Source organism: Aureimonas jatrophae, assembly GCF_900104035.1.
In the GTDB taxonomy this organism is placed as follows: Bacteria; Pseudomonadota; Alphaproteobacteria; order Rhizobiales; family Rhizobiaceae; genus Aureimonas; species Aureimonas jatrophae.
The window spans coordinates 1-18,416 of record NZ_FNIT01000011.1 but is presented as its reverse complement, the minus strand read 5'-3'; the positions used below and the strand labels follow the sequence as shown (position 1 = coordinate 18,416).

The 18,416-nt window shown below is 64.7% G+C and carries 15 protein-coding genes and 1 tRNA gene; 4 read left to right on the top strand and 12 right to left on the bottom strand.

The genetic code is table 11. From position 1 onward, the window contains the following. Positions 1–142 precede the first annotated feature (142 nt). A complete protein-coding gene (locus BLQ76_RS18195) occupies positions 143–349 on the bottom strand; it encodes a hypothetical protein (RefSeq protein ID WP_090676341.1) in 207 nt (68 codons plus the stop codon). Positions 350–718: 369 nt separating this feature from the next. Here BLQ76_RS18195 and BLQ76_RS18190 point away from each other — a divergent pair, with 369 nt between their 5' ends. Together BLQ76_RS18190 and BLQ76_RS18185 are read left to right on the top strand one after the other, a co-directional pair. Next, the gene (locus BLQ76_RS18190; protein ID WP_090676338.1) at positions 719–1,093 is read left to right on the top strand and encodes a VOC family protein; all 375 of its coding nucleotides are present in this window, start codon (positions 719–721) and stop codon (positions 1,091–1,093) included. Positions 1,094–1,241: 148 nt separating this feature from the next. Then, positions 1,242–2,090 (top strand): GNAT family N-acetyltransferase, encoded by an 849-nt coding sequence (locus BLQ76_RS18185; RefSeq protein ID WP_090676335.1) that lies wholly within the window; start codon positions 1,242–1,244, stop codon positions 2,088–2,090. A gap of 154 nt (positions 2,091–2,244) precedes the next feature. Here BLQ76_RS18185 and BLQ76_RS21820 read toward each other — a convergent pair whose 3' ends face one another. The 4 genes from BLQ76_RS21820 to BLQ76_RS18170 form a co-directional block, all read right to left on the bottom strand. Next, positions 2,245–2,658 (bottom strand): hypothetical protein, encoded by a 414-nt coding sequence (locus BLQ76_RS21820; protein WP_139184056.1) that lies wholly within the window; start codon positions 2,656–2,658, stop codon positions 2,245–2,247. 162 nt (positions 2,659–2,820) lie between these two features. After that, positions 2,821–3,366, bottom strand: coding sequence for a hypothetical protein (locus BLQ76_RS18175; protein WP_139184055.1), 546 nt, complete (start codon positions 3,364–3,366; stop codon positions 2,821–2,823). A gap of 177 nt (positions 3,367–3,543) precedes the next feature. Further along, entirely contained in the window at positions 3,544–3,705 is a 162-nt protein-coding gene (locus BLQ76_RS22230; protein ID WP_170842652.1) for a hypothetical protein, read from the bottom strand. Positions 3,706–3,729: 24 nt separating this feature from the next. After that, the gene (locus BLQ76_RS18170) at positions 3,730–4,026 is read right to left on the bottom strand and encodes a DUF3572 domain-containing protein (RefSeq protein ID WP_090676325.1); all 297 of its coding nucleotides are present in this window, start codon (positions 4,024–4,026) and stop codon (positions 3,730–3,732) included. Between the two features lie 520 nt (positions 4,027–4,546). Between BLQ76_RS18170 and BLQ76_RS18165 the strand changes: the two genes are divergently transcribed. Then, a complete protein-coding gene (locus BLQ76_RS18165; protein WP_090676322.1) occupies positions 4,547–4,741 on the top strand; it encodes a hypothetical protein in 195 nt (64 codons plus the stop codon). Between the two features lie 1,518 nt (positions 4,742–6,259). On the opposite strand, the gene BLQ76_RS18160 is transcribed toward BLQ76_RS18165, so the two are convergent. Together BLQ76_RS18160 and BLQ76_RS18155 are read right to left on the bottom strand one after the other, a co-directional pair. Next, entirely contained in the window at positions 6,260–7,258 is a 999-nt protein-coding gene (locus BLQ76_RS18160; RefSeq protein ID WP_090676319.1) for a BMP family lipoprotein, read from the bottom strand. Between the two features lie 141 nt (positions 7,259–7,399). After that, positions 7,400–7,756: a hypothetical protein gene (locus BLQ76_RS18155; RefSeq protein WP_090676316.1), complete on the bottom strand. Its 357-nt coding sequence runs from the start codon at positions 7,754–7,756 to the stop codon at positions 7,400–7,402. Between the two features lie 259 nt (positions 7,757–8,015). On the opposite strand from BLQ76_RS18155, the gene BLQ76_RS18150 reads away from it, so the two are divergent. After that, positions 8,016–8,105: transfer RNA gene (locus BLQ76_RS18150), tRNA-Ser, on the top strand. Positions 8,106–8,490: 385 nt separating this feature from the next. Here the strand turns inward: BLQ76_RS18150 and BLQ76_RS18145 are convergent. From BLQ76_RS18145 to BLQ76_RS18115, 5 genes are all read right to left on the bottom strand, one after another. Then, complete coding sequence (locus BLQ76_RS18145) at positions 8,491–9,423, bottom strand: restriction endonuclease (protein WP_090676313.1); 933 nt, start codon at positions 9,421–9,423, stop codon at positions 8,491–8,493. Positions 9,424–9,743: 320 nt separating this feature from the next. Then, on the bottom strand, positions 9,744–11,147 hold the full coding sequence (locus tag BLQ76_RS21815; RefSeq protein WP_139184054.1) for a restriction endonuclease subunit S: 1,404 nt from the start codon (positions 11,145–11,147) through the stop codon (positions 9,744–9,746). Then, positions 11,144–12,685, bottom strand: a complete 1,542-nt coding sequence (locus BLQ76_RS18125) for a class I SAM-dependent DNA methyltransferase (RefSeq protein ID WP_090676309.1) — start codon at positions 12,683–12,685, stop codon at positions 11,144–11,146. Before BLQ76_RS18125 ends, BLQ76_RS21815 begins: the two co-directional genes overlap by 4 nt. Before the next feature lie 63 nt (positions 12,686–12,748). Continuing rightward, on the bottom strand, positions 12,749–16,162 hold the full coding sequence (gene hsdR / locus BLQ76_RS18120; protein ID WP_090676308.1) for a type I restriction-modification system endonuclease: 3,414 nt from the start codon (positions 16,160–16,162) through the stop codon (positions 12,749–12,751). 1,966 nt (positions 16,163–18,128) lie between these two features. Beyond that, positions 18,129–18,416, bottom strand: a 288-nt coding sequence (locus BLQ76_RS18115; protein WP_139184053.1) for an integrase core domain-containing protein, incomplete at its 5' end; no start/stop codon positions are given.

Sequence of the window (18,416 nt, the reverse complement as noted above, 5' to 3'; positions counted from 1 at the left end):
CAGGCGAGAGGCCGACCTCGGATCATATCGGGCTCCTTTCGCCGTTGCCGATCCGGTCGCGGGAGAGCCTGCGATGGCGCTGCGTCCGGTTCGCCTTGGCGAAAAGCGAAGGAGCCAGCGAGGTCGGGCAGGCCAGCGTTCGTCAGACCGGTTCGTCGGCGACGTATGCCGCCAGCGCCCGGTACGACCCATTGCCTGTCAACGCAGGCTCGGGATCGTCCCGAACAGGCATCCCGGCTCCTTGGAAGGAGAGCCACCATTCTCCGTTGTCGAAGACGCGTCGCCAAGCATTGGTCGCCGAGCCTTGTATGTGCACGGCTCGCATGACCGGCCGAAGTTCGGCGATCATGCCGTGTTCGGTTCGGATCACGGCGGTTACGCCCCACCTGGCGCTTGACCCCTGAGCAGTCGATACGGCTGCCGGGTCCGAGCGTCCGCGTCGACGGGGTCCGGATATCGAGGGATCGATAGCGGACGGACCGCCGGCCTGTCGTACACACCAAGCGTCAGGCGAAGACCGGTTCGGGCTTCGTCATTGCCGGTTCCTACGCGCCAGGTCCGTCGTCAGAGTGCGGCACGGTATGGCCGACGTCTCCCGATCCGACGCGATGTCTCAAGACGGCGCCGGTTCCGGACGGGGATGAAAACGGATCGCTCCCGGCCGTTCCATCGTTGAGCACCGCAGCGGGCCACCGGCTCGTCCTGTCCAGGAGCGAACATGTTCACGCACGTCATGATCGGCAGCAACGATCTGGAACGGTCCAAGGCCTTCTATGACGCCACGTTCATCGCATTGGGCGGCCGGCCCGGAGAGACTGACGCCCGAGGCAGGCTGATCTATGGTCACGAGAACGGCCGGCTCATGATCACGACACCGATCGACGGCAAACCGGCGACCGCGGCGAACGGAGGGACGATCGGCATCCACGCTCCGACTCCCGACCACGTCCGTGCCTGGCATCAGGCCGGCACGGCGCATGGTGGGACGGCCATCGAAAGCCCGCCCGCAGAGCGCCCGAACGGAGCCTTCGTTGCCTACCTCCGCGATCCCGACGGAAACAAGCTCAGCGTGCGCACGCCCGCCACGAGGTAACCGCTCGCCCGTGACGGGATCGGACGGGATCGCAAGGGCGCGATCCCACCGAACTCGCAAGCGGGCGGACGAGGCCGCAGTTCCGTGCGCCGCTCGCGGCGAGCTTTTGATGCTAGACGTGAAGGACGAAACGGAGCGAGAGCCATCCATGAGTCCCGTCAGCAGATCGTTTGATGTTCGCACGCTCACGCTGGACGAAATCCGGGACCTGATCGGCTGGGCGAGCCAGGAGGGCTGGAACCCGGGTCTGGCCGACGCGAACGCGTTTCGTGCCGCCGACCCCGATGGCTTCGTCGGTTTGTTCGAAGGACGCGCGCTCGCAGCCGCGATCAGTGCTGTCCGCTATTCACCCGCGTTCGGGTTCATCGGGCTGTTCATCGTGCGTCCCGACCGAAGGGGTCACGGCTTGGGTCGCGCCGTCTGGCAGGCCGGGATATCGCGGCTGGCGGGTGCGACGATCGGGCTCGATGGCGTTCAGGAGCAACAGGCCAACTACCGACGACAAGGCTTCGTCCCCGCCTATCGAACGATCCGCTACGCTGGCGAGGCACCGGTCGGGCCGTTGGACCCACAGGTGCGGCCCTTGCCGGCCGAACAGGCCGCATCGGTCGCCGAGATCGATCGCCGCTGCTTTCCGGCCGAACGCGGAGCCTTCCTGGCAGATTGGCTGAAGGCCCCGCACCGCACCTTCGTGAATGCCGATGGCGCGCGGGTGAATGGCTATGCCACGCTTCGCCAGTGCCGGGACGGCTACAAGATCGGCCCGCTGTTCGCCGGCGACGTCGACGTGGCGCGGGGCCTCGTTCATGCCGCCGCAGCGACCGTTCCCGGCCAGCGGATCGCGATCGACGTTCCCGAACACAATCAACCGGCCGTCGAACTCGTTCGGGCGCTGGACTGGGTACCGATCTTCGAGACCCTGCGGATGTATCGGGGATCGGCGCCCCGTCTATCCGACGCCGAGGTGTTCGGCATCACGACCCTGGAGTTGGGCTGAATCGCAAGACGTCGACGCGGCCGGACCAGATGGGTTGCCCCACAAGGAGTTCCGGCGCGACGTTCGGCGCGACGAACGGCGATCCGTCCGGGACCGCCAGTTCGTGCCCGCCGTGGAGCCGTGCGGCGGTGTCCCGCCGCACGGCCCCTCGTTGTCAGTTCGCCGAGGGCACCGGCGTGCCGATCGGTGCGGTCGGCGCCGAGGGCAAGGTCATGTCCGGAATACGGTCGGTCAGCGGCTTGGCGGCCGCGATGCAGGCGTCCATCGGCTCGTCGCCGCAGTTGATGCGGATACCGGCATCGCGGCCGAGCCGAATTTCGACACCCTTGCCCATCGGCGGCGGGGGCGGCGGGCCGCGGTGATCGCCCGGTCGTGGTCCCTCGCCCGGAGGGGGCGGGGGCGGCCTGTCGCCGGGCATAGGACGGGCGTCGCCCCCCGGTCCCGGCATGGCGGCGGCGGCAGCGGCCGCCTGCGGCGGTGGGGCGTTCGGTGCGGGCGTCGCCTGCGCCGATGCGAACGAGGTCAACCCGACGGCCAATGCCGACGCGAGCAGAGCTGACTTGAGCATGGGATCTCGATCCTTGAACGAGAGGCCCGATCCGGCGCCTTTCGGATGGGGCGTGAGCCGTGGCGTCCCAAAGGGGTGGACGTCGAAGGGGCCCGCGATCTGTCCGGTGGTCTCACCGGACATTGGGGGATGGGATGGGTCTGGTCTTGCCGCGCGCGATGGTCAGTTCGCGTCAGCCGGAGCCTCCAACGTGGCCGGTCCGGCATCGCGGGCGCCATGGCCGGGTCCGCGATGGGGCGGGGGCGGCGGATCCAGTTCATCGATCCGCTGGTCGGCATGCCGGATGGCGCTTGCGTGGAGGAAGCCGTCGCGAAAACGGCCCTGGACCGTGATGCTCTCGCCAACGGTGACGAGCTTACCGCCTTCGCCTGCCCGTCCGGTCTCCACCAACGCCTTTGCGGCACCGTCGCTCACGACGAACTTGTTGCCGTAGATTTCGGCGACCTCTCCGGCGATGCCGACCGCGGACGCGTTCGAGAGTTGGCTGATCGGCGTGGTGGCAAGACCCGCATCGAAGGTGGCCTCGCGGTGCTGGGTCGCACTCCAGGCCGCTGCGCCGCCGGCAAAGCCGAGCGCCAGGATGCCGAGGGCGCCCGCGCCGAGGACGGCGTTGCGCCGGGACGGCCGCAGCCGGCGTCCCGCCCGTTCAGATGCCTGCAGCGTTTCGTCGGGAGCGTGGCGGGGCGTGTCGTGAAGATCGTCGGTCATCGTCGTCACCATTCGTGTTTCGGTGACGACGGTCTTAGGCGCTATCGGCCCACAGCAGCCTGAACCGATCGGTTCAGCTTCGGTTCAGCCGGATTATATCCGGCAAAGGTCGCGCCCGAGCCGCCCTCGCGCGTAGCGCGATCCGGTGTCCGGGACGCGATGGGATCTGCCGAACCGTCAATCCATGCGATCTAGCGGCACGGCACGCGATCGGGCGACGCCGTGCGGCAGCTCGAGCGTCCCGGACATCGGTTCGATCGGCGCGGCGGCGTTGCCGGATCGGCGCAAGTCCGTCGCGCTTGCCGACGCGACGACGAACCGCAACACGTCGTGGGCCACCCGACGCGTTCCCAAGCGCTCCGATCACCGGGCCGTCGCGCCATCCAGCCGGTCGCGGGCGATCTGTATCATCTCCGGTTCGGTGGCCGTGTTCTGACAGAAGGTCACCAGCGTCGGCTCATGCGCCAACACGAAATCCAGCACGCCGACGAGGAAGCCGGGCTGCCCGGCGGCCGCTCGGATCTCGTCCGCCCGCAAACCCGTCAGATCCAGGAAGCGCCCCAGCAACTCCTGGTCGCCGGCGATGAAGGCGAGGGCATCGATCGCGACGGCCTCGGCATCGATATCGGGCGCTCGTCGCAGCGTACGCAGTTCCAGCATCTCGTCGTCCTTGTCCCGGATCCTCCGATCTCAGAACAAATACAGAACGTTTATCGTCCGGCAAGCGCACAAGGGTGCAACGGTGAGACCGGCGCCATGCTTGATCCCTGGAACCACAGCGCAGGGGTTGGCGTCGAGCATCTCTTTTGCGATCTCGACGACTTCGGGCGGCGTCGGCATGGCGTGATCGAAGGCGGAAGGGTGCCAACTCGTTCGCCAAGGGGGAGGTCCAGCACGCGGGCGAGGAAGCCGGGTCGGCTTCAGCCTGCCGAAAACCGTCCGCTTCACCCCCGACAGGTCGAGAAAACGGTTCAAGGGCCTCGTGTCGAGAGCGACGACGCTCAGCGCCTTGATGGTGATCGGCTGCGGTTCGAGGCTGCCCTACGTCCCGAGTTCCATGAGCTCGAACCTGGGTCCCTCGACCGGGAAGCCATTCCTACGAAGCGGAACGAATTAGGAACAAAAGCTTCCCTGAGAGCCTTACCGGAGTCATCATCAGCCGGAGCGAATCGGAAGGGGAATGACGATGGCGACACCGGAACGGCAGTCCGTGATCGAGGAAATCGACGTGGCGGTAGCGGAGGCGATTCAAGCCTGCGGCGGCGACGTCCACGAGACGATCGCTTCCCTTATTCGGGCGCAGCGGGCTATGGATGAAGAGCGGGATGCAAAGATTTCAGCCGGTTACGAGCGGAGACGTCTGCGCGACCGCTAGCCTTTCTCAGACACATTCATGCGCTTCCGGGATCCTGGTCTGGCTCAGGTCGAGGCCATGGACCGCATGGACGGGTGGGCTCCGGATGGCGAGACGACCGGAGACCCGGAGGACATGCGACCAGATAGGCATATCGAAGCCATCGGATGCCGGCCGGCCTAGAGCGGCGTTCGGGTGCAGGACGGCGAGCTCGCGCCCGCCAAGCTCCCGCGCCGGCATGGCGTGTGCGAGCCGCGCGAAGCGGGGGCCTTGCCGCCAGCGCAGCTTCCCGGACAGTTGGGCGATGCAGCGAACGCGCCCGCGTCAGGACCGAGAACGAGCAGCGCGGCAGCGACGCAAAGATCGTTAGATCGCATGCCCCCAGCGCACGGGACAGGCTTCGGAGCCTCCGGTCGTCGGCGCGCCGGGAGCCAAAGCAGTCGGTCAGGATGCCGACGACGCATAAAGAGGACCGGACTCCGGCTCAGGATCCAGCGGCGGTATGAGGTCGTCGACCCGATACGGCGCTGTGCGTACCGCGGCTCGCGTAACTGATCGCCGATGGCTCGTTGAGCGTTCTCCATCTTCTCCGCAGCCCCATCGAGCATCGCCTTTGCGGCACCCGACTTCTCTGCGTCTTCTTGCATAAACTCCCGCATCGATCACAACCTGGGTGCGCGCACCTCGAGTGCTGCGGGATGCCAATGTGGGTATGAAGAGACGCTGCCTAACCGGCGACCGCCGGCATCGACGGACCGTGGGGTATCAAGCGACGATCGAGGAAGGGGAAATGCGACGGATGCTGGAGCACCGAGCCGCGCAATCGGTGTGCTCGGTCACCCCTTCACCGCGCCACCTCACCTTCGTCGTCGTGCCGCACAAGCGAGCCGATCCGGTGCGACCCCCTCCCCTCTACGTGCGGACCTGGCCGATGCGGGGGTCGGCGTCAGTCGCGCGGCTGCCGGACGCCAGTTGCCGGAGCAAGACCAAAAGCTCGATCAGGTGGCGTGGACGGCCATTCGCAATCCGGCCAGCATCTCCGGATCCTGACCTATGAACCGCTGTGGTTTGCTCGACAGAAGAACGAAGGGTTCGATCACCGTTTTCCGCTTTCGAGCTTACTTGGACCTCGATCGCAGCCGTTCGGCTCCGGCTCAGGTCCAACGCGACGGCGACGACCGCGCTGTACGCCCTGGCGCCGGCGCACCAACGCCGTCGGCATCGACCAGTCGCTCTTTCCACCGCGCCCAGTCGACGACGAGCGTCGCAACCCAAGCGCCGGCTCCCCTCGCGCTTGCAGGGTAGCCGAGCAATGGGCCGCGTCCGCCACTGACGTCGATCCAGTACGGGTTCTGGCCGGCGCGACGCTAACGCTGGCTTCAGCAGCCTGTCGATCGCGTTCCTTAGCGGGCTGGCACCAGATCGTGTACGCGACGTCCCACAGCGGTATGCGGGACGTCCAGTGTGCCGATACGGAGCCAGCCGGGGGCTCCTTGCGTGACAGGCGCTGTCCGCGTCGGACAACGCCTGTCTGCGTCCTTAGTAGGGACAGTTGTTGTCGGTCGTGTAGTTGTGGACCTTGGTGGTGCCCGCCACGATGTCGGCCTTGGCCTTTTCGACGGCGGCCGTCATCTCGGGGGTCAACAGCGAACGGTTGTTGTCGTCCACCGCGTAGCCGACCCCGTCCTCCTTCAGACCGAGCACCTGGGTTCCGGCCGTCCACTTGTCGCCCGCCGCATCCGCGAAGGCCTGATAGACGGCATTGTCGACGCGCTTCACCATCGAGGTGAGGACGCGGCCGGGATGCAGCATGTTCTGGTTCGAGTCGACGCCGATACCGAACTTGCCGGCATCGGCCGCGGCCTGAAGAACACCGACGCCCGTTGCGCCTGCGGCGTGGAAGATCACGTCCGCACCCTGGTCGATCTGCGCGCGCGCCAGTTCGCCGCCACGCACCGGGTCGTTCCACGCGGCCGCCGTCGTGCCGGTCATGTTCTCGAGATACTTGGCGTCCGCCTTGGCCGCCATCACGCCGCCCTTGTAGCCGCAGGCGAAGTTGCGGATCAGCGGGATGTCCATGCCGCCCACGAAGCCCACCGTGCCGGACTGCGACTTCAAGCCCGCCAGCATGCCGACCAGATAGGAGCCCTCCTCCTCGCGAAACAGGATGGAGCGCACGTTGTCGCCGGCCGCGACCGTATCGATGATCGCGAACTGAAGGTCGGGATAGTCCTTCGACACGGCCTCGACCGCCGCCTGCTGGGCGAAGCCGACGGCCACGATCGGCGTATGGCCGTCGCGCGCGAAGCGACGCAGCACCTGCTCCCGCTGCGACTCGTTCTGGATCTCGAACTCGCGGTAGCTGGTTCCGGTCTCGGTCTTGAAGCGCTCGGCTCCATTGAAGGCCGATTCGTTGAAGGACTTGTCGAACTTGCCGCCCAGATCGAAGATCACGGCGGGCTTGATCTCGGCAGCCTGGGCGTTGGCCCCGGCCAGGGAAGCGCTGGCGGCCAGAAGAGCGGCGAGGAGGTGCTTCATGAGCGTCGTCGAGGGTCCTGTGGGTTGACACGAGGGGCACGTGCAGTCCGCCGGTCCGCGAACGAATTCCGGCGAAACGTGCCGCAAACTGGCACGCCTTGCGGGCGGGTGCACCAAAAAACGTGGGCGCGCCGGCGGCCTCTACTCCGCCTTGCTGCGTCGCGGGGCATAGCTGCGGCGACCGCGACCCTGCGGGCGCCCGAGCGCAATCAGGAGGAGACCGGCAAGGCCCGCGACCACGGAAGCCGGCTGAAGGCCCAATACCGCGCTCAGTGGCGCCCCTTCGCTGGCAGCGCCGAACACGCCGGAGGCGGCCGGCCCTGCCGTGGCGGCTTCCGCTGGGTTGGCGGGCATGGCCATCGCCAGCGTCTCGTCGATCGACAGAAGCGTGAGTCGATCGGCGGCGATGGATCGGGCAGCATCGCCGACCGCGAGCACCACGCCAACGGCCAGAACGAGACACCCCAGGAGGCGCAGCGTCCAGGCGACCAATCGCATGACGGTTCTCCTTCAGGCGTTCGAGACCGCACCATGGCGGCGACAGCAGGACAGGCCTTGCACGAAACATGCCCATCATAGTGACCGCGACGCCCGATGCAAAGCGCGCCAAGACCGAGCCACGGGCGCTTGGTGCGGGCTGGACCAGGTGCGGGCGCCCGTGCGCGAATTGCGCTTGCCTTGGCCGATCACCGGATGCTAGTGCCCCCCGATCCGGACGCGGCCCGCCGCGGACCGACGCCGCTCCCAGGAGCGGCTTGGAGGGGTGGCCGAGTGGTTGAAGGCGCACGCCTGGAAAGTGTGTATACGGGAAACCGTATCGGGGGTTCGAATCCCCCTCCCTCCGCCAGTTTATTTACTCAAGTCATTGAAATTGCAGTGAAAATTCGATCGGCTCGAGACTGATCCCCACTTCTTTCCCCACTGCAATTGCCTGCTGTTCGTGCTCGTCCTTGCAACGTCCCTGCGCGTTCGCTTCGAGCTATGATGAGTCGCTGAACGGGTGTGCCGCCAGATGTAGGGCCTCACATTCGCGCTGAATGTACCCCCGCACGCCCAGCATTCCGGCACCCACGACTGACTCCCGGTTCGCTTCGAAGGTCTTCGTCCATACGACCAGGTTCGCCATCCCGTCTCATCCTCGACCGGATCCAACGGAACCACCTCCTGAACCCCGTTGCGGGGAAGGCGACCCGACGCACATCACATCCGCGGACGACGACAGCCCCAAGCGGTCAGTCCTCGGTGAAGAAGTCCTCGTCGAGGCGCTGGATGTCGATCCGGATTTGAAGCCTCGTGCCGACGCCGTGCTCGATCATGAGCGCCGTCAGGCGTTCTCCGTCGATCAGCACGACGCGCTGGAGCAAGTTGCGGACGTATTCCGTGGCGCCCTTCGTGAAGCTCGACGTCGTGACGAAGACGCCCTTGGAGGCGCCGAGACCGACGAGCGAGCCGACGAAGCTTTGCAGCTCCGGGCGCTGGATGGAATTCCCTTCCGCGTAGCGCTTGGCCTGCACGTAGATCCGATCGAGACCGAGGCGGTCCTCGCTGATAACGCCGTCGACGCCACCGTCTCCGGAGCGCCCGAGCTGCTCGGCGGCGTTCTTGTGACCACCGCCGTAGCCCATCGCCACCAGCAGATCGACGATCAGGCGCTCGAAGAAAGCGGGCGAGTTGTCACGGATGCGATCCAGCAGTTCCGCCCGAAGCGCTGCGTGCAAGGCGCGGTGGGCCGCGTCGATCTGCTCCTCGGGCGTGGCCTGCGGGTCCGCAACCGGCGAACCCGGCACCACGGCGGCCATTGCCCCTTCCGCCTCCTGCCCACCTTCCTTCTGGTACCAGGACCGGAAGGCCGGATAGGACTCCAGGAAGCGCGTATCGAGCCTTTCGGGCGGACTGGCTAGGAGCGCCCGCCCCGCATCGGTCGCAACGAAGCGCCCACGAGCCGGAAAGACGACGAGACCGGCTTTCGACAGGTAGAACTTCGACCAGTGAATGCGGTTGTGCAGCACGCGCTGGCGACCGCTCGGCAGGAGTTCGTCGCGCTCCACGTCGGACAGGCCGAACTCGTCGGCGATCTTTTCGGAGACATCCGGCACCCGCGTCTCGCCGCCGGCCGCATGGCGCAAAACGGGGAGCATGAGGGATTGGTAGTCGGGAATCGCCATGTCAGCGTCTCGAAGGGGAAGGCGATGGTCGGTTCATGTCAAAGCCCAGACACCGCGGCGGGGGCTGACGATCGTGCCGTCGCGCCGCATCGTCCAGCGGGCGAAACGCACCTCCTTTTCGAAGAGACACTCTCCGTCGTCGGTCTGCCCGGCCAAGTCGGCAGCCGGCACCGTCTCGTTGTGCCGGATCCAGTCGTAGACCTCCCGAGGGCTGGAGGGCCCGAGCGCCGTTAGCGCATGGACAATCCATCGGCGAACCGTATCCCGTGATGCTGCGGGCATGATCCTGGCTTCTCTCGTTCGTTCCCCAACGATCACCGTCACGAGACGAGCGACGGCTTGCCGCCTCGTCCACGCTTCGGCTTCGGCGCGAGCGCCTGCTCGGCGCGGATGCGTTCGAGGAGGACGCTGGCCGGCTCGTCGCTCTCGTCCTGCGGCACGAGTTCGCCGCGAAAGGCCTTTGCGAGGATCGCCTCGTCCAGCTTGCCGACGAGCGTCAACGCACGCTTGGCCTCCGTGGCAAGGCGGTCGATGCGGGCGAAGGCGGTTTCGATGCGGCGGACGATTTCGTACTGCTCTTCGAGGGGCGCCAAACAAATGTGCATGGCGCGCACTTCCGGAAAGTATATCGTCGTATGTGTGGTCCCATTTCCAAAATCTGTAATATCGTCCCCCTCTGCCATTAGCGCGTACATCAAAAATTTTGGAAGAAGCGCTTCCGTGCAGGTCCACGTAACAAAGTCCTGACTTGTCGCCATGGGTTTACCCATGATCGTCACGTAGCCTACAGATGCCGTTCTAGAGAGGCAGACGGTTCCTGCTGCAAGAAGCCGAGCCGCAGAATTGGCAAGACCTGCGTCATTCGTTTTCTGCAAGGTGTCTTCAATGATCTGGCCATGATGGAGGCCGGCATCCTTGATGCCAATCCAAGGTATATCCCCACCCCACCATTCAGGATGAGACCGGCTGGGAGTGTGTCCGGTTTCTTGTCGCGCTATTTGACCCAGTGGAACCCACTGCCAATTCGACGGTGCTGCCCGTTGAGGTTTGTTGACAGCGAGAGCGGCCTTCCCCTCAATCACCCGATCCGTTGCGTCGCGCCCCCCTCGCGCTTTGGGCGGAGCGGTTATCCGACCGATTAAATCCGAGGCCGCTTCCAGATTCGGTCTTTTGGCACGCCACTCCTCCGTCGCTTTTCCCAAGAACGATGTTCGAAGGAAATTCTGCTTGTAGCGGGAGACGAGGGTTTCGATGCGGGCGAGTTCGGTGCGGGCGCGGGCGGATTTCGCGGACAGCGCGTCCAGCTTGGCAACGATGCGCTTTTGCTCAGCGAGAGGCGGAAGGGGAATAGATACGAGGCGTGCATCCCCAAGAGTAATAAAGGGCTGCGCCCCACCTTTTTTGGGCCACCTCTTGGGGTCGTTCAAGAAGGCGAACAGGTAGTCCCTTTCAGCCAAGCACTCTGTAATCGTCATAGTGTTTTTGATCGCGGTCCATTTTCCATTCGCTCGAAAGCAGCGTCCGCAACCTGCGCCAATGGCCGAAAGTATAATTCCAAAACCGTTATGTTCTGCTGTAGATAAAAATCCATCGGGACCTGCGGCGCTAAACGCAGTGTAACCTTTATCCGTATAGGTCTTTTTTGTAAGGGTGGTATTTCCCCACCCAACTTTCGCGATTATTTCGAGTTGCGTCGCAATCCACCCCCTCGGCAGCCCACTCATTCCGCCGCCTCCGGCATGTCGATCTCGCCGCCAAGCTCCTCACTCAGCGCCTCGATCTCCACCATCGCCGCCTGCAAATGCCCGAGGATTGCCGCCGCGATGTCGTCCGGCTCGGTCAGCCCCTCTTCCGCCTCGTCCTCCGCCTCGCGCAGCCAGGAGATGTCGAGATTGTCGCCGCGGGCGGTAACGTCCTCGCGCGAGAAGCGCCGCCAGCGGCCCGCCTCGCCCTCGTCGGGGCCGCGCTCCGCGCCGTTCGAGTCCTGCCCGTAGGCTGCGACGAAGCTCTCGAAGTGGGTCGCCGTCAGATGGGTCGTCTTGCCGAACTTCGGCATCTGGGCGCGCAGGTCGTAGATCCAGGTGGCCTTCGTGTTGCCCGTCTCCGTCTTGCCGCGCGTGAGGAAGAGGACGTTGGTCTTCACCCCTTGCGCATAGAAGATGCCGGTGGGCAGGCGCAGGATCGTGTGGAGGTCGCACCAGTCCATCATCATCTTCCGCAGCGCCTTGCCACGCCCGTCCTCGAAAAGGACGTTGTCGGGCACGACGATCGCCGCCCGACCGCCGGGCTTCAGCGCGCGGATGCAGTGCTCGACGAAGGGAAGCTGGTAGGAGGAGACGGTGGCCGTGACGGAGAGATCGTCGCGCGTCGGCGCGCCGCCGGCCGGGCCGAAGGGCGGATTGGTGAGGATGAGATCGGCGCGGCCGAGCGTCTTGCCCTTGTCCGACAGCGTATCGCCGAGATCGACATGGTCGCTGTCGAGATCGTGGAGATAGAGGTTCATCAAGAGAAGGCGCAGCGTGCCCGGCACGTTCTCCATGCCGTGGAAGGCGTGGTGCTTCTGGAATGTCTGCCCTGTCTCGCCGAGGTCGAAATAGTTGTCCGTGCGCTCGCGCATGTAGCGGTCGGCCGCGATGAGGAAACCGCCCGTGCCGGCGGCCGGGTCCTGGATCACCTCGCCGGGCTGCGGCTGCATCAGCCGCACGAGCACGTCGATCAGGACGCGGGGCGTGAAATATTGGCCGGCGCCCCGCTTGGTCTCCTCGGCGTTCTTCTGAAGAAGCCCCTCGTAGAGATCGCCGAACTGGTCGCGTTCCTCAGAGAACCAGTCGAGTTCGTGGATGGCGGTGACGAGCGTCGTCAGGTTCTGGGGTTCGCGGATGAAGGTCGAAGCGTTGTCGAAGATCTCCTGCACCATCTTCGGCAGGAGCCGCGCGTCGGCATAGCGCTTTCGCTCCTCCATCGAGGCACCCTCCCCCGGCGGCGTGACCAGCGCATCGCCCTTGCCGAGGCGGGTGCTCACGGAGCCGAGCGTGACGAGGGTCCTGCGGTAGAGTTCGAGCTTCGACAGCCCGTTCGCCTGGACGAGATCGGCCCAGCGCATGCCGACGGGCAGGCTGCCCTCCTCCCGGTTGCGCTCCGCCATCATCTTGAGGAACAGGAGGTAGGTCAGCTCCGTCACGTACTGCTGGTAGGTGACGCCGTCCTTGCGAAGGACGGTGCAGAGGCGCCAGAGTTTCTGGACGATGGCGTTGGCATTCATGAGGTGTCGACACCCTATGGCGTTACAGTCGGTCGTTCGTAGGCGTCGGACCGGACGCGGGACTTACGCGGCGGCGGGTTGCCAGATCGCCTCGTTGAAGGCGTGCAGGACATCCTCCAGGGTGCCGTCGAAGTCCTGCGAGATGCGCCGGAAGCCGCCCTTGTCGGCGAATGAGCCCTGATCGAAGAGGCTGGGATCGGCGACGGGCTTATCTCTCAACGCCCGGCCAATGCGGCGCAGCCAGTCCTTCTGCTTCGGCGTCCAGGCGCGCGAGCGCTCGATCCGCTCGATCGCCCGTTCCACGCGCACGGCGTAGGGCACCAGCGGGTCGCCGAGCGCGGCCTGCCGCACGAAGCCGATGATGTGGGCGGCGATGTCGGCATTGCGGGCCCGGCCATAGGCCGCGCGCAGCATGGCCTCGGAATAGTTCTTTTCGTCGAGGAGCGCGGCAAGCGCCGTCAGCTCCTTGCGGGTCAGCTCGCGCGGCCGCTGGGTGACGGCGACGAGGGCGGGGATCTCGTTCATGTTCTCGCGCACGAAGCGCTCGAAGCCGGTGATGTAGTCCTCCGGCGTCGTGTTGCGGCCGAAGATCTCCTCGATGCGCAGAAGCTCGTCGTCATGCGTCGAGATGACGACGCCGTCGTTGGCGCGCGCCGCCCCGACGGGACGGCGCTCCAGAAGCTCGACGGCTCGCGGGTGGTCGGCCAGCCAGTCGGCCAGCTCGGTGCCGGGGCGCGTGGCAAGGCGCCCGATCGCCGCCTCGGCCGTCTCGCCCGCATGGCGCTCGAAACTCGCCCGCGTCTCCTCGTCCATTCGGCTGGCGAGCGAACGCATCCGCACGACGACCTGGCCGGCGACCCAGTTCACGTCCTCCTCGTCCTCCGCTTTGCCGAGATCGATGACGAGCTGGCCGAGCGAGATGTCGGGCTTCACGACGACGGGCCGCATGTCCGTCATCTCCTGCAACTCGGCATAGAGATCGACGGCATCGAAGATGCGGAAATTCTCCTTGCCGATCTCCGGGCAAAGCCGCGTCGCCCGGCCGATCATCTGGTCGTAGAGAATGCGGCTCCTCACCCGGCGCACGAAGACGAGATTGCAGATCGCGGGGACGTCGACGCCGGTGGTGAGAAGATCGACCGTGACGACGTATTTCGGATGGGGGTCGTTCTTGAACCGCAGGATCATCTCATCCGGCTTGTCGACGGTCCCGGTGATCTTCGCGACCATCGCGTGCGGTATGGCGTCCGCGCCGTGCTCGTCGCGCAGCGCCTCCAGCAGCAGGCGCACGAGATCGTCGGCATGGGTGTCGCGCGCCGCGAAGATCAGGGTCTTGCCGGGCCTGTCCGGCGGGATTTCGGCGGCGATCGCCTGAGCCACCACGCGGTTGAAGGCTTCTGAATAGACCCGGCGGTTGAAGTCGGCGAGATCGTAGTCGAGCGAGACGTCGTCGGGCAGCTCGAACAGGTCGATCTGCCCGGTGCGGCGATCGACGATCTCGACCTCCGCGCCGCCCTCATAGTGGATGCCGGCCTCCGACAACGCGGTGGTGATGCGCCGTGGCGGCAGATGGTCGTTGAGATAGCCTTCGACGACGGCCTGCCGGTAGCCGTAGTGGAAGACGGGGTGCCCGAAGATCTCGCGGGTATGGAGCGCCGGCGTCGCCGTCAGCGCGATCTTCACGGCGTCGAAATAGTCGAGGACCTGGCGATAGGCCGACTGGTAGTCCTCGATGTCGCGGAAGCCGATGTCGCTTTCGCGCAGTTCCGCGTCGAGCGTGTAGCCGCGGTGCGCCTCGTCCACGATGATGCAGTCGAAGGTCCCGGGTGTCGGGCGCTTGGCAGGATCGGGCTCGTTCAGGATGCGGGCGATCAACGACTGGACGGTCGCCACCTGCACCTGATCGTCTGGCTCCGGCACCTTCTGCTCGAGGCCTGCCACCTTGTAGACCTGAGCGAAGTTCAGGAAGCCCTCGATCTCCGTGGTGTCCAGCGCGTCCGACGTCTGCTTGCCGAGCGCCTTGCGATCGACGAGGAAAAGGATGCGGCGGAAGCGCTTGTGCTTTAGCAACCGGTACATGAGGGCGATCGAGGCGCGCGTCTTGCCGGTTCCCGTCGCCATGGAGATTAGGATGTCGCGCTGACCTCTCTCCAGAGCTAGCTCGACCGCCGTAATCGCGTCCTCTTGATAGGGACGGATTTTTCCTGATCCGAACGCGTCCTCGGCCAAGCCTTGTGCCGCCGAGTCGACGTCGGTCTGAAGCTTGGCCAGCAGGTCGCCCGGCGAAAACCATTCCGGCTGCGCCAGCGCGTGATTGATCGGCCGCCGGACATCACGATACCAGATGCCGGACTTGACCAGCCATTGCCGCACGAAGGGCCGGCCGTTCGTTGCGAAGACGAACGGCACGCGGAAAGGTTCATCCAAGGCATGCTGCCATGGACCACCCGAAACGCGCTCTTCCGGGTTGAGGTGGATCATCTGTGCGTAACGCTCCGCCTGCGCCAGAACAGACGGAACGTCGGCGGCCTCACGCTTGGCTTCAATGACGCCAACGCAAGTGCTTCCGCAGAAGAGAACGTAGTCGACACGCCCCTTCTCCGCCGGCCATTCGGCAATTGCGAGGTTGCGCCCCGGCTCCGGTCGGATTCCCTCGGAATGGCGCAACACCGCGCTGTCCGCCTCCCAACCCATGCCTCGCAACTGCGCATCGATCAGGAGGCGCGTCTGCTGCTCGTCGAGTTCCAAGCGCGTAGCCGCATCCCGGCCGGCTTGGCGGGTTTCACGAAGCTGCTGATCGGGCTTGGCAGCGGCCTCCGCCTGAAGGCGTGCAAGCCTTCGGTTGAGTTCCGCGTGATCGGCCTCGAGTTCGACCGCCGTCTTCTCCCATACGGCACTGTCTTCCGCCGCCTGGCGAGCCAGTTCCTCCGCTGCGGCACGAGCACGGGCCATGTCTTCCGCGGAGGCCTTCGAGGCCGCAAGTGCAGCCTCGGCCTCGATAACCGTCCGGCGCAGCGTTTCCAGTTCGGCCTGCGTAGCGGCGTCAACGTCGGCGGCTGCCTGCGGCGGGACGAAGAGTCCGGGCTGGAAGCGTGGATCGCTTCCGAAAGCTCGGCGATACCAGATGCCGAGCGATCGGCAGAACTTCAGTGCCGCCAGCGCTTCTGCTGGTGTGCCGCTTAGATCATGAGCGGCTTCATTGCCGCGCTTGCGAATGGCATGGAAGACGTCCGCAACCTCCCGAGGCAAGATTTGCGCGGCTGAAAGGCGACGCAAGAGGTCATGCGTCGTCTCGCGACGGTCCCGGTCGTAGACCCCGGACAGGGCCGCGATCTCCTTCACCATATACTCGCCGAACTGTCGGCTTTTCATCAAGGACGTGTTGGCATCGATGACGAAGAAGCGCTCCGCTAGGATGCCAAGCCGATGCAGCTCGGCGCTGAGGGGACGCAAATGATCGAAGTTCTGCGACGTCACGAATTCAGCCTGGCAATTTCATAAGCGCAGGCTACCGGAGGCAACTTCGAGGCGTAAAGAGCAGAGGGCGCATTATCGTCGCGAGTGCTACCACCCTTCGGGCATCGGGTTGCCGAAGCAACACATGAGGAACCACAACGGAATGTGGAGCGCGCTGCCCTCACTCGATTTGAGCAAACCATCTGGCAGTTGGGCGTTCACCACAGGCACTTGCGACGATAGACCGTAACATTTGGTGACGCTTCGCCCGTCTGATCAGCCCGATCGGCCCAGCCGATTTGGAAGGACGGCACATCGGTCGTGTGCCGCAACGCTGGTAGTCGCGCAGGCGCTGTGAACGAAAATAAGCAGCCGCAAATGCAGAGCGTTGGGGTGCCATTGCCGTAACAATTCGTTACGCTCGTCTGCCTACCAAATGCTTGGCACAAGACGAGTGTACGGTGGGCTTGCTGGCGAAACTTGGTAGAGCCGACAAAGCGGGTTGCCGACCTGGCATTCCAACCGCTCCAGCATTTGCACTCCAAGACGGCATGGTCGATAGCGCCGCCATCAGCTGGGGCCCACCCCTAATTCAGACAACTCTTCGCAGGATCACATTCTCCCGGGTCAGATCCAACACCATCCTGGCAAAGAGGCATTCTCCTTCTTCAAGTCCTTGATCCGACCGACCAGATCCGACTTCCATCTGCCACGCTCCTCGCGTCACGGAGGCTACGTGAACAGCGTCACCGCGAGCGGTCGGATCAGATCGACCAACGAGCGACCTCGCGTTAGCGCCCCAACCATCTGCCGTAAAACCAAGATGATCCCGATATCCCTGCATTTCTCAGCGGGACCGCAGGCAACATCCAGAGACGCAAGAACCTAACTACGAGACGACAGCTTTCGAGCGAATTCGTCGTTCGCAGCATCAACATCAGGAGCGTTTTGATCTTCGGATTTCTAAGGGTGCTGCTGTCGATCGCGGCTTGGGAAGCGGACACCGTCCGAAGGTTGGATAGATGGCGGAAAAGCCTGCGCCGTCGGCGGTCGGACAGGCCCCAAGCGTCACAATTTGTTACTCTAACCTTGGCCTTCTCGGCAATGGATCGAATGGCCCACTACGCCTCCTAGGTTTTTTTGGATTAGCATCGCTTAGCATTGTGAAGGACGGCGTTAGCGGGATCTCAGACGTTAGCCGCTTCGCGCACGCGTATCTGCCTCCGTTGGATAGGTCCGGAGCATTTTCAATAAGGTTTGAACCTATCGTATAATGATTGCCGTCACAGTCATCTGAAAGGGTGGCTGTCCCGGGCACCTTTCTCGTCAGCCGCTGCTTCGAACGACCCTTCCGCAGCTGTGCCGGCTCTTCCCTTTCACCCCCATTGAGGTTCTGGCGGCGAACGAGGACAGCTGCAGCCCATGCCTCGTTTAAGATGTAGAAGTTCGAACGCCGGTCCTTGCCTTTGCGCTGGGCAGGAGAAACGTCCCTGCCGCGAACAACCGTAAGGGCTCCGACTCTTCGAAGATGGGTGATCGCCCTTGATACAGTCGTGACGTTCGACCCCAGCCATCGCGCAAGGGAGAGGCGCGAAGGCCAAGCAAGCCCCTCATTCGGATTGAACCGGCCACACAGCAGGATCGCGAGCCTGATCACACGAGGATGACGCGCCAAGCTAGGCTCGCAAGCCACTGCCTCGAGCCAATCATATTTAGTCGTCACGGTGGTTCTCATCGCCGGTCATCTGACGTCTGACGATCCGACCGTCGATCGGTCTTGCCGTCGTCGTCTAGAAACCACCATTCGTCAGTGTGTAGGCGCTTGGCAGGGCTTTCTTGCGGTTCACCGACCGGCGCTTCGCCAATAACAGGTAGACTTCTCAGCCACGCATGAGAGTCTTCGACGGTTACGACCGATCGTCGGCCAATTTTTCGCACTTTGATCCGGCCGCAATGGCCTGCCCCGGTTAGGTGGCCCGGTTTCAATCTAATGCATGGTGGGCTTGCAGGCGACGGTAGAGGTGGCCGGCGAAGCAGGTTGGGGTGGCGCAGCCGGCCACGGCACGGTGGCTGGAGCGGGTGGCCGGTAGCCGAGCGAGGAGTGCGGTCGCTTGGTGTTGTAGTGGCAGCGCCAGCTCTCGATGACGATCCGGGCTTCGGCTAGGCTGTAGAAGATCTCGCCGTTGAGGAGTTCGTCGCGGAGCTTGGAGTTGAAGCTTTCGCAATAACCGTTCTCCCAGGGGCTGCCCGGCTCGATGAACGCGGTCCTGGCCCC

Bases quoted from the DNA above. Each gene is read 5' to 3' on its own strand.
- BLQ76_RS18145 (WP_090676313.1), bottom strand. From the start codon at position 9,423: ATGGCGATTCCCGACTACCAATCCCTCATGCTCCCCGTTTTGCGCCAT.
- BLQ76_RS18185 (WP_090676335.1), top strand. From the start codon at position 1,242: ATGAGTCCCGTCAGCAGATCGTTTGATGTTCGCACGCTCACGCTGGAC.
- BLQ76_RS18170 (WP_090676325.1), bottom strand. From the start codon at position 4,026: ATGCTGGAACTGCGTACGCTGCGACGAGCGCCCGATATCGATGCCGAG.
- BLQ76_RS21815 (WP_139184054.1), bottom strand. From the start codon at position 11,147: ATGAGTGGGCTGCCGAGGGGGTGGATTGCGACGCAACTCGAAATAATC.
- BLQ76_RS18175 (WP_139184055.1), bottom strand. From the start codon at position 3,366: ATGACCGACGATCTTCACGACACGCCCCGCCACGCTCCCGACGAAACG.
- BLQ76_RS18190 (WP_090676338.1), top strand. From the start codon at position 719: ATGTTCACGCACGTCATGATCGGCAGCAACGATCTGGAACGGTCCAAG.
- BLQ76_RS18125 (WP_090676309.1), bottom strand. From the start codon at position 12,685: ATGAATGCCAACGCCATCGTCCAGAAACTCTGGCGCCTCTGCACCGTC.
- BLQ76_RS18195 (WP_090676341.1), bottom strand. From the start codon at position 349: ATGATCGCCGAACTTCGGCCGGTCATGCGAGCCGTGCACATACAAGGC.
- BLQ76_RS18155 (WP_090676316.1), bottom strand. From the start codon at position 7,756: ATGCGATTGGTCGCCTGGACGCTGCGCCTCCTGGGGTGTCTCGTTCTG.
- BLQ76_RS18160 (WP_090676319.1), bottom strand. From the start codon at position 7,258: ATGAAGCACCTCCTCGCCGCTCTTCTGGCCGCCAGCGCTTCCCTGGCC.
- BLQ76_RS21820 (WP_139184056.1), bottom strand. From the start codon at position 2,658: ATGCTCAAGTCAGCTCTGCTCGCGTCGGCATTGGCCGTCGGGTTGACC.
- BLQ76_RS18165 (WP_090676322.1), top strand. From the start codon at position 4,547: ATGACGATGGCGACACCGGAACGGCAGTCCGTGATCGAGGAAATCGAC.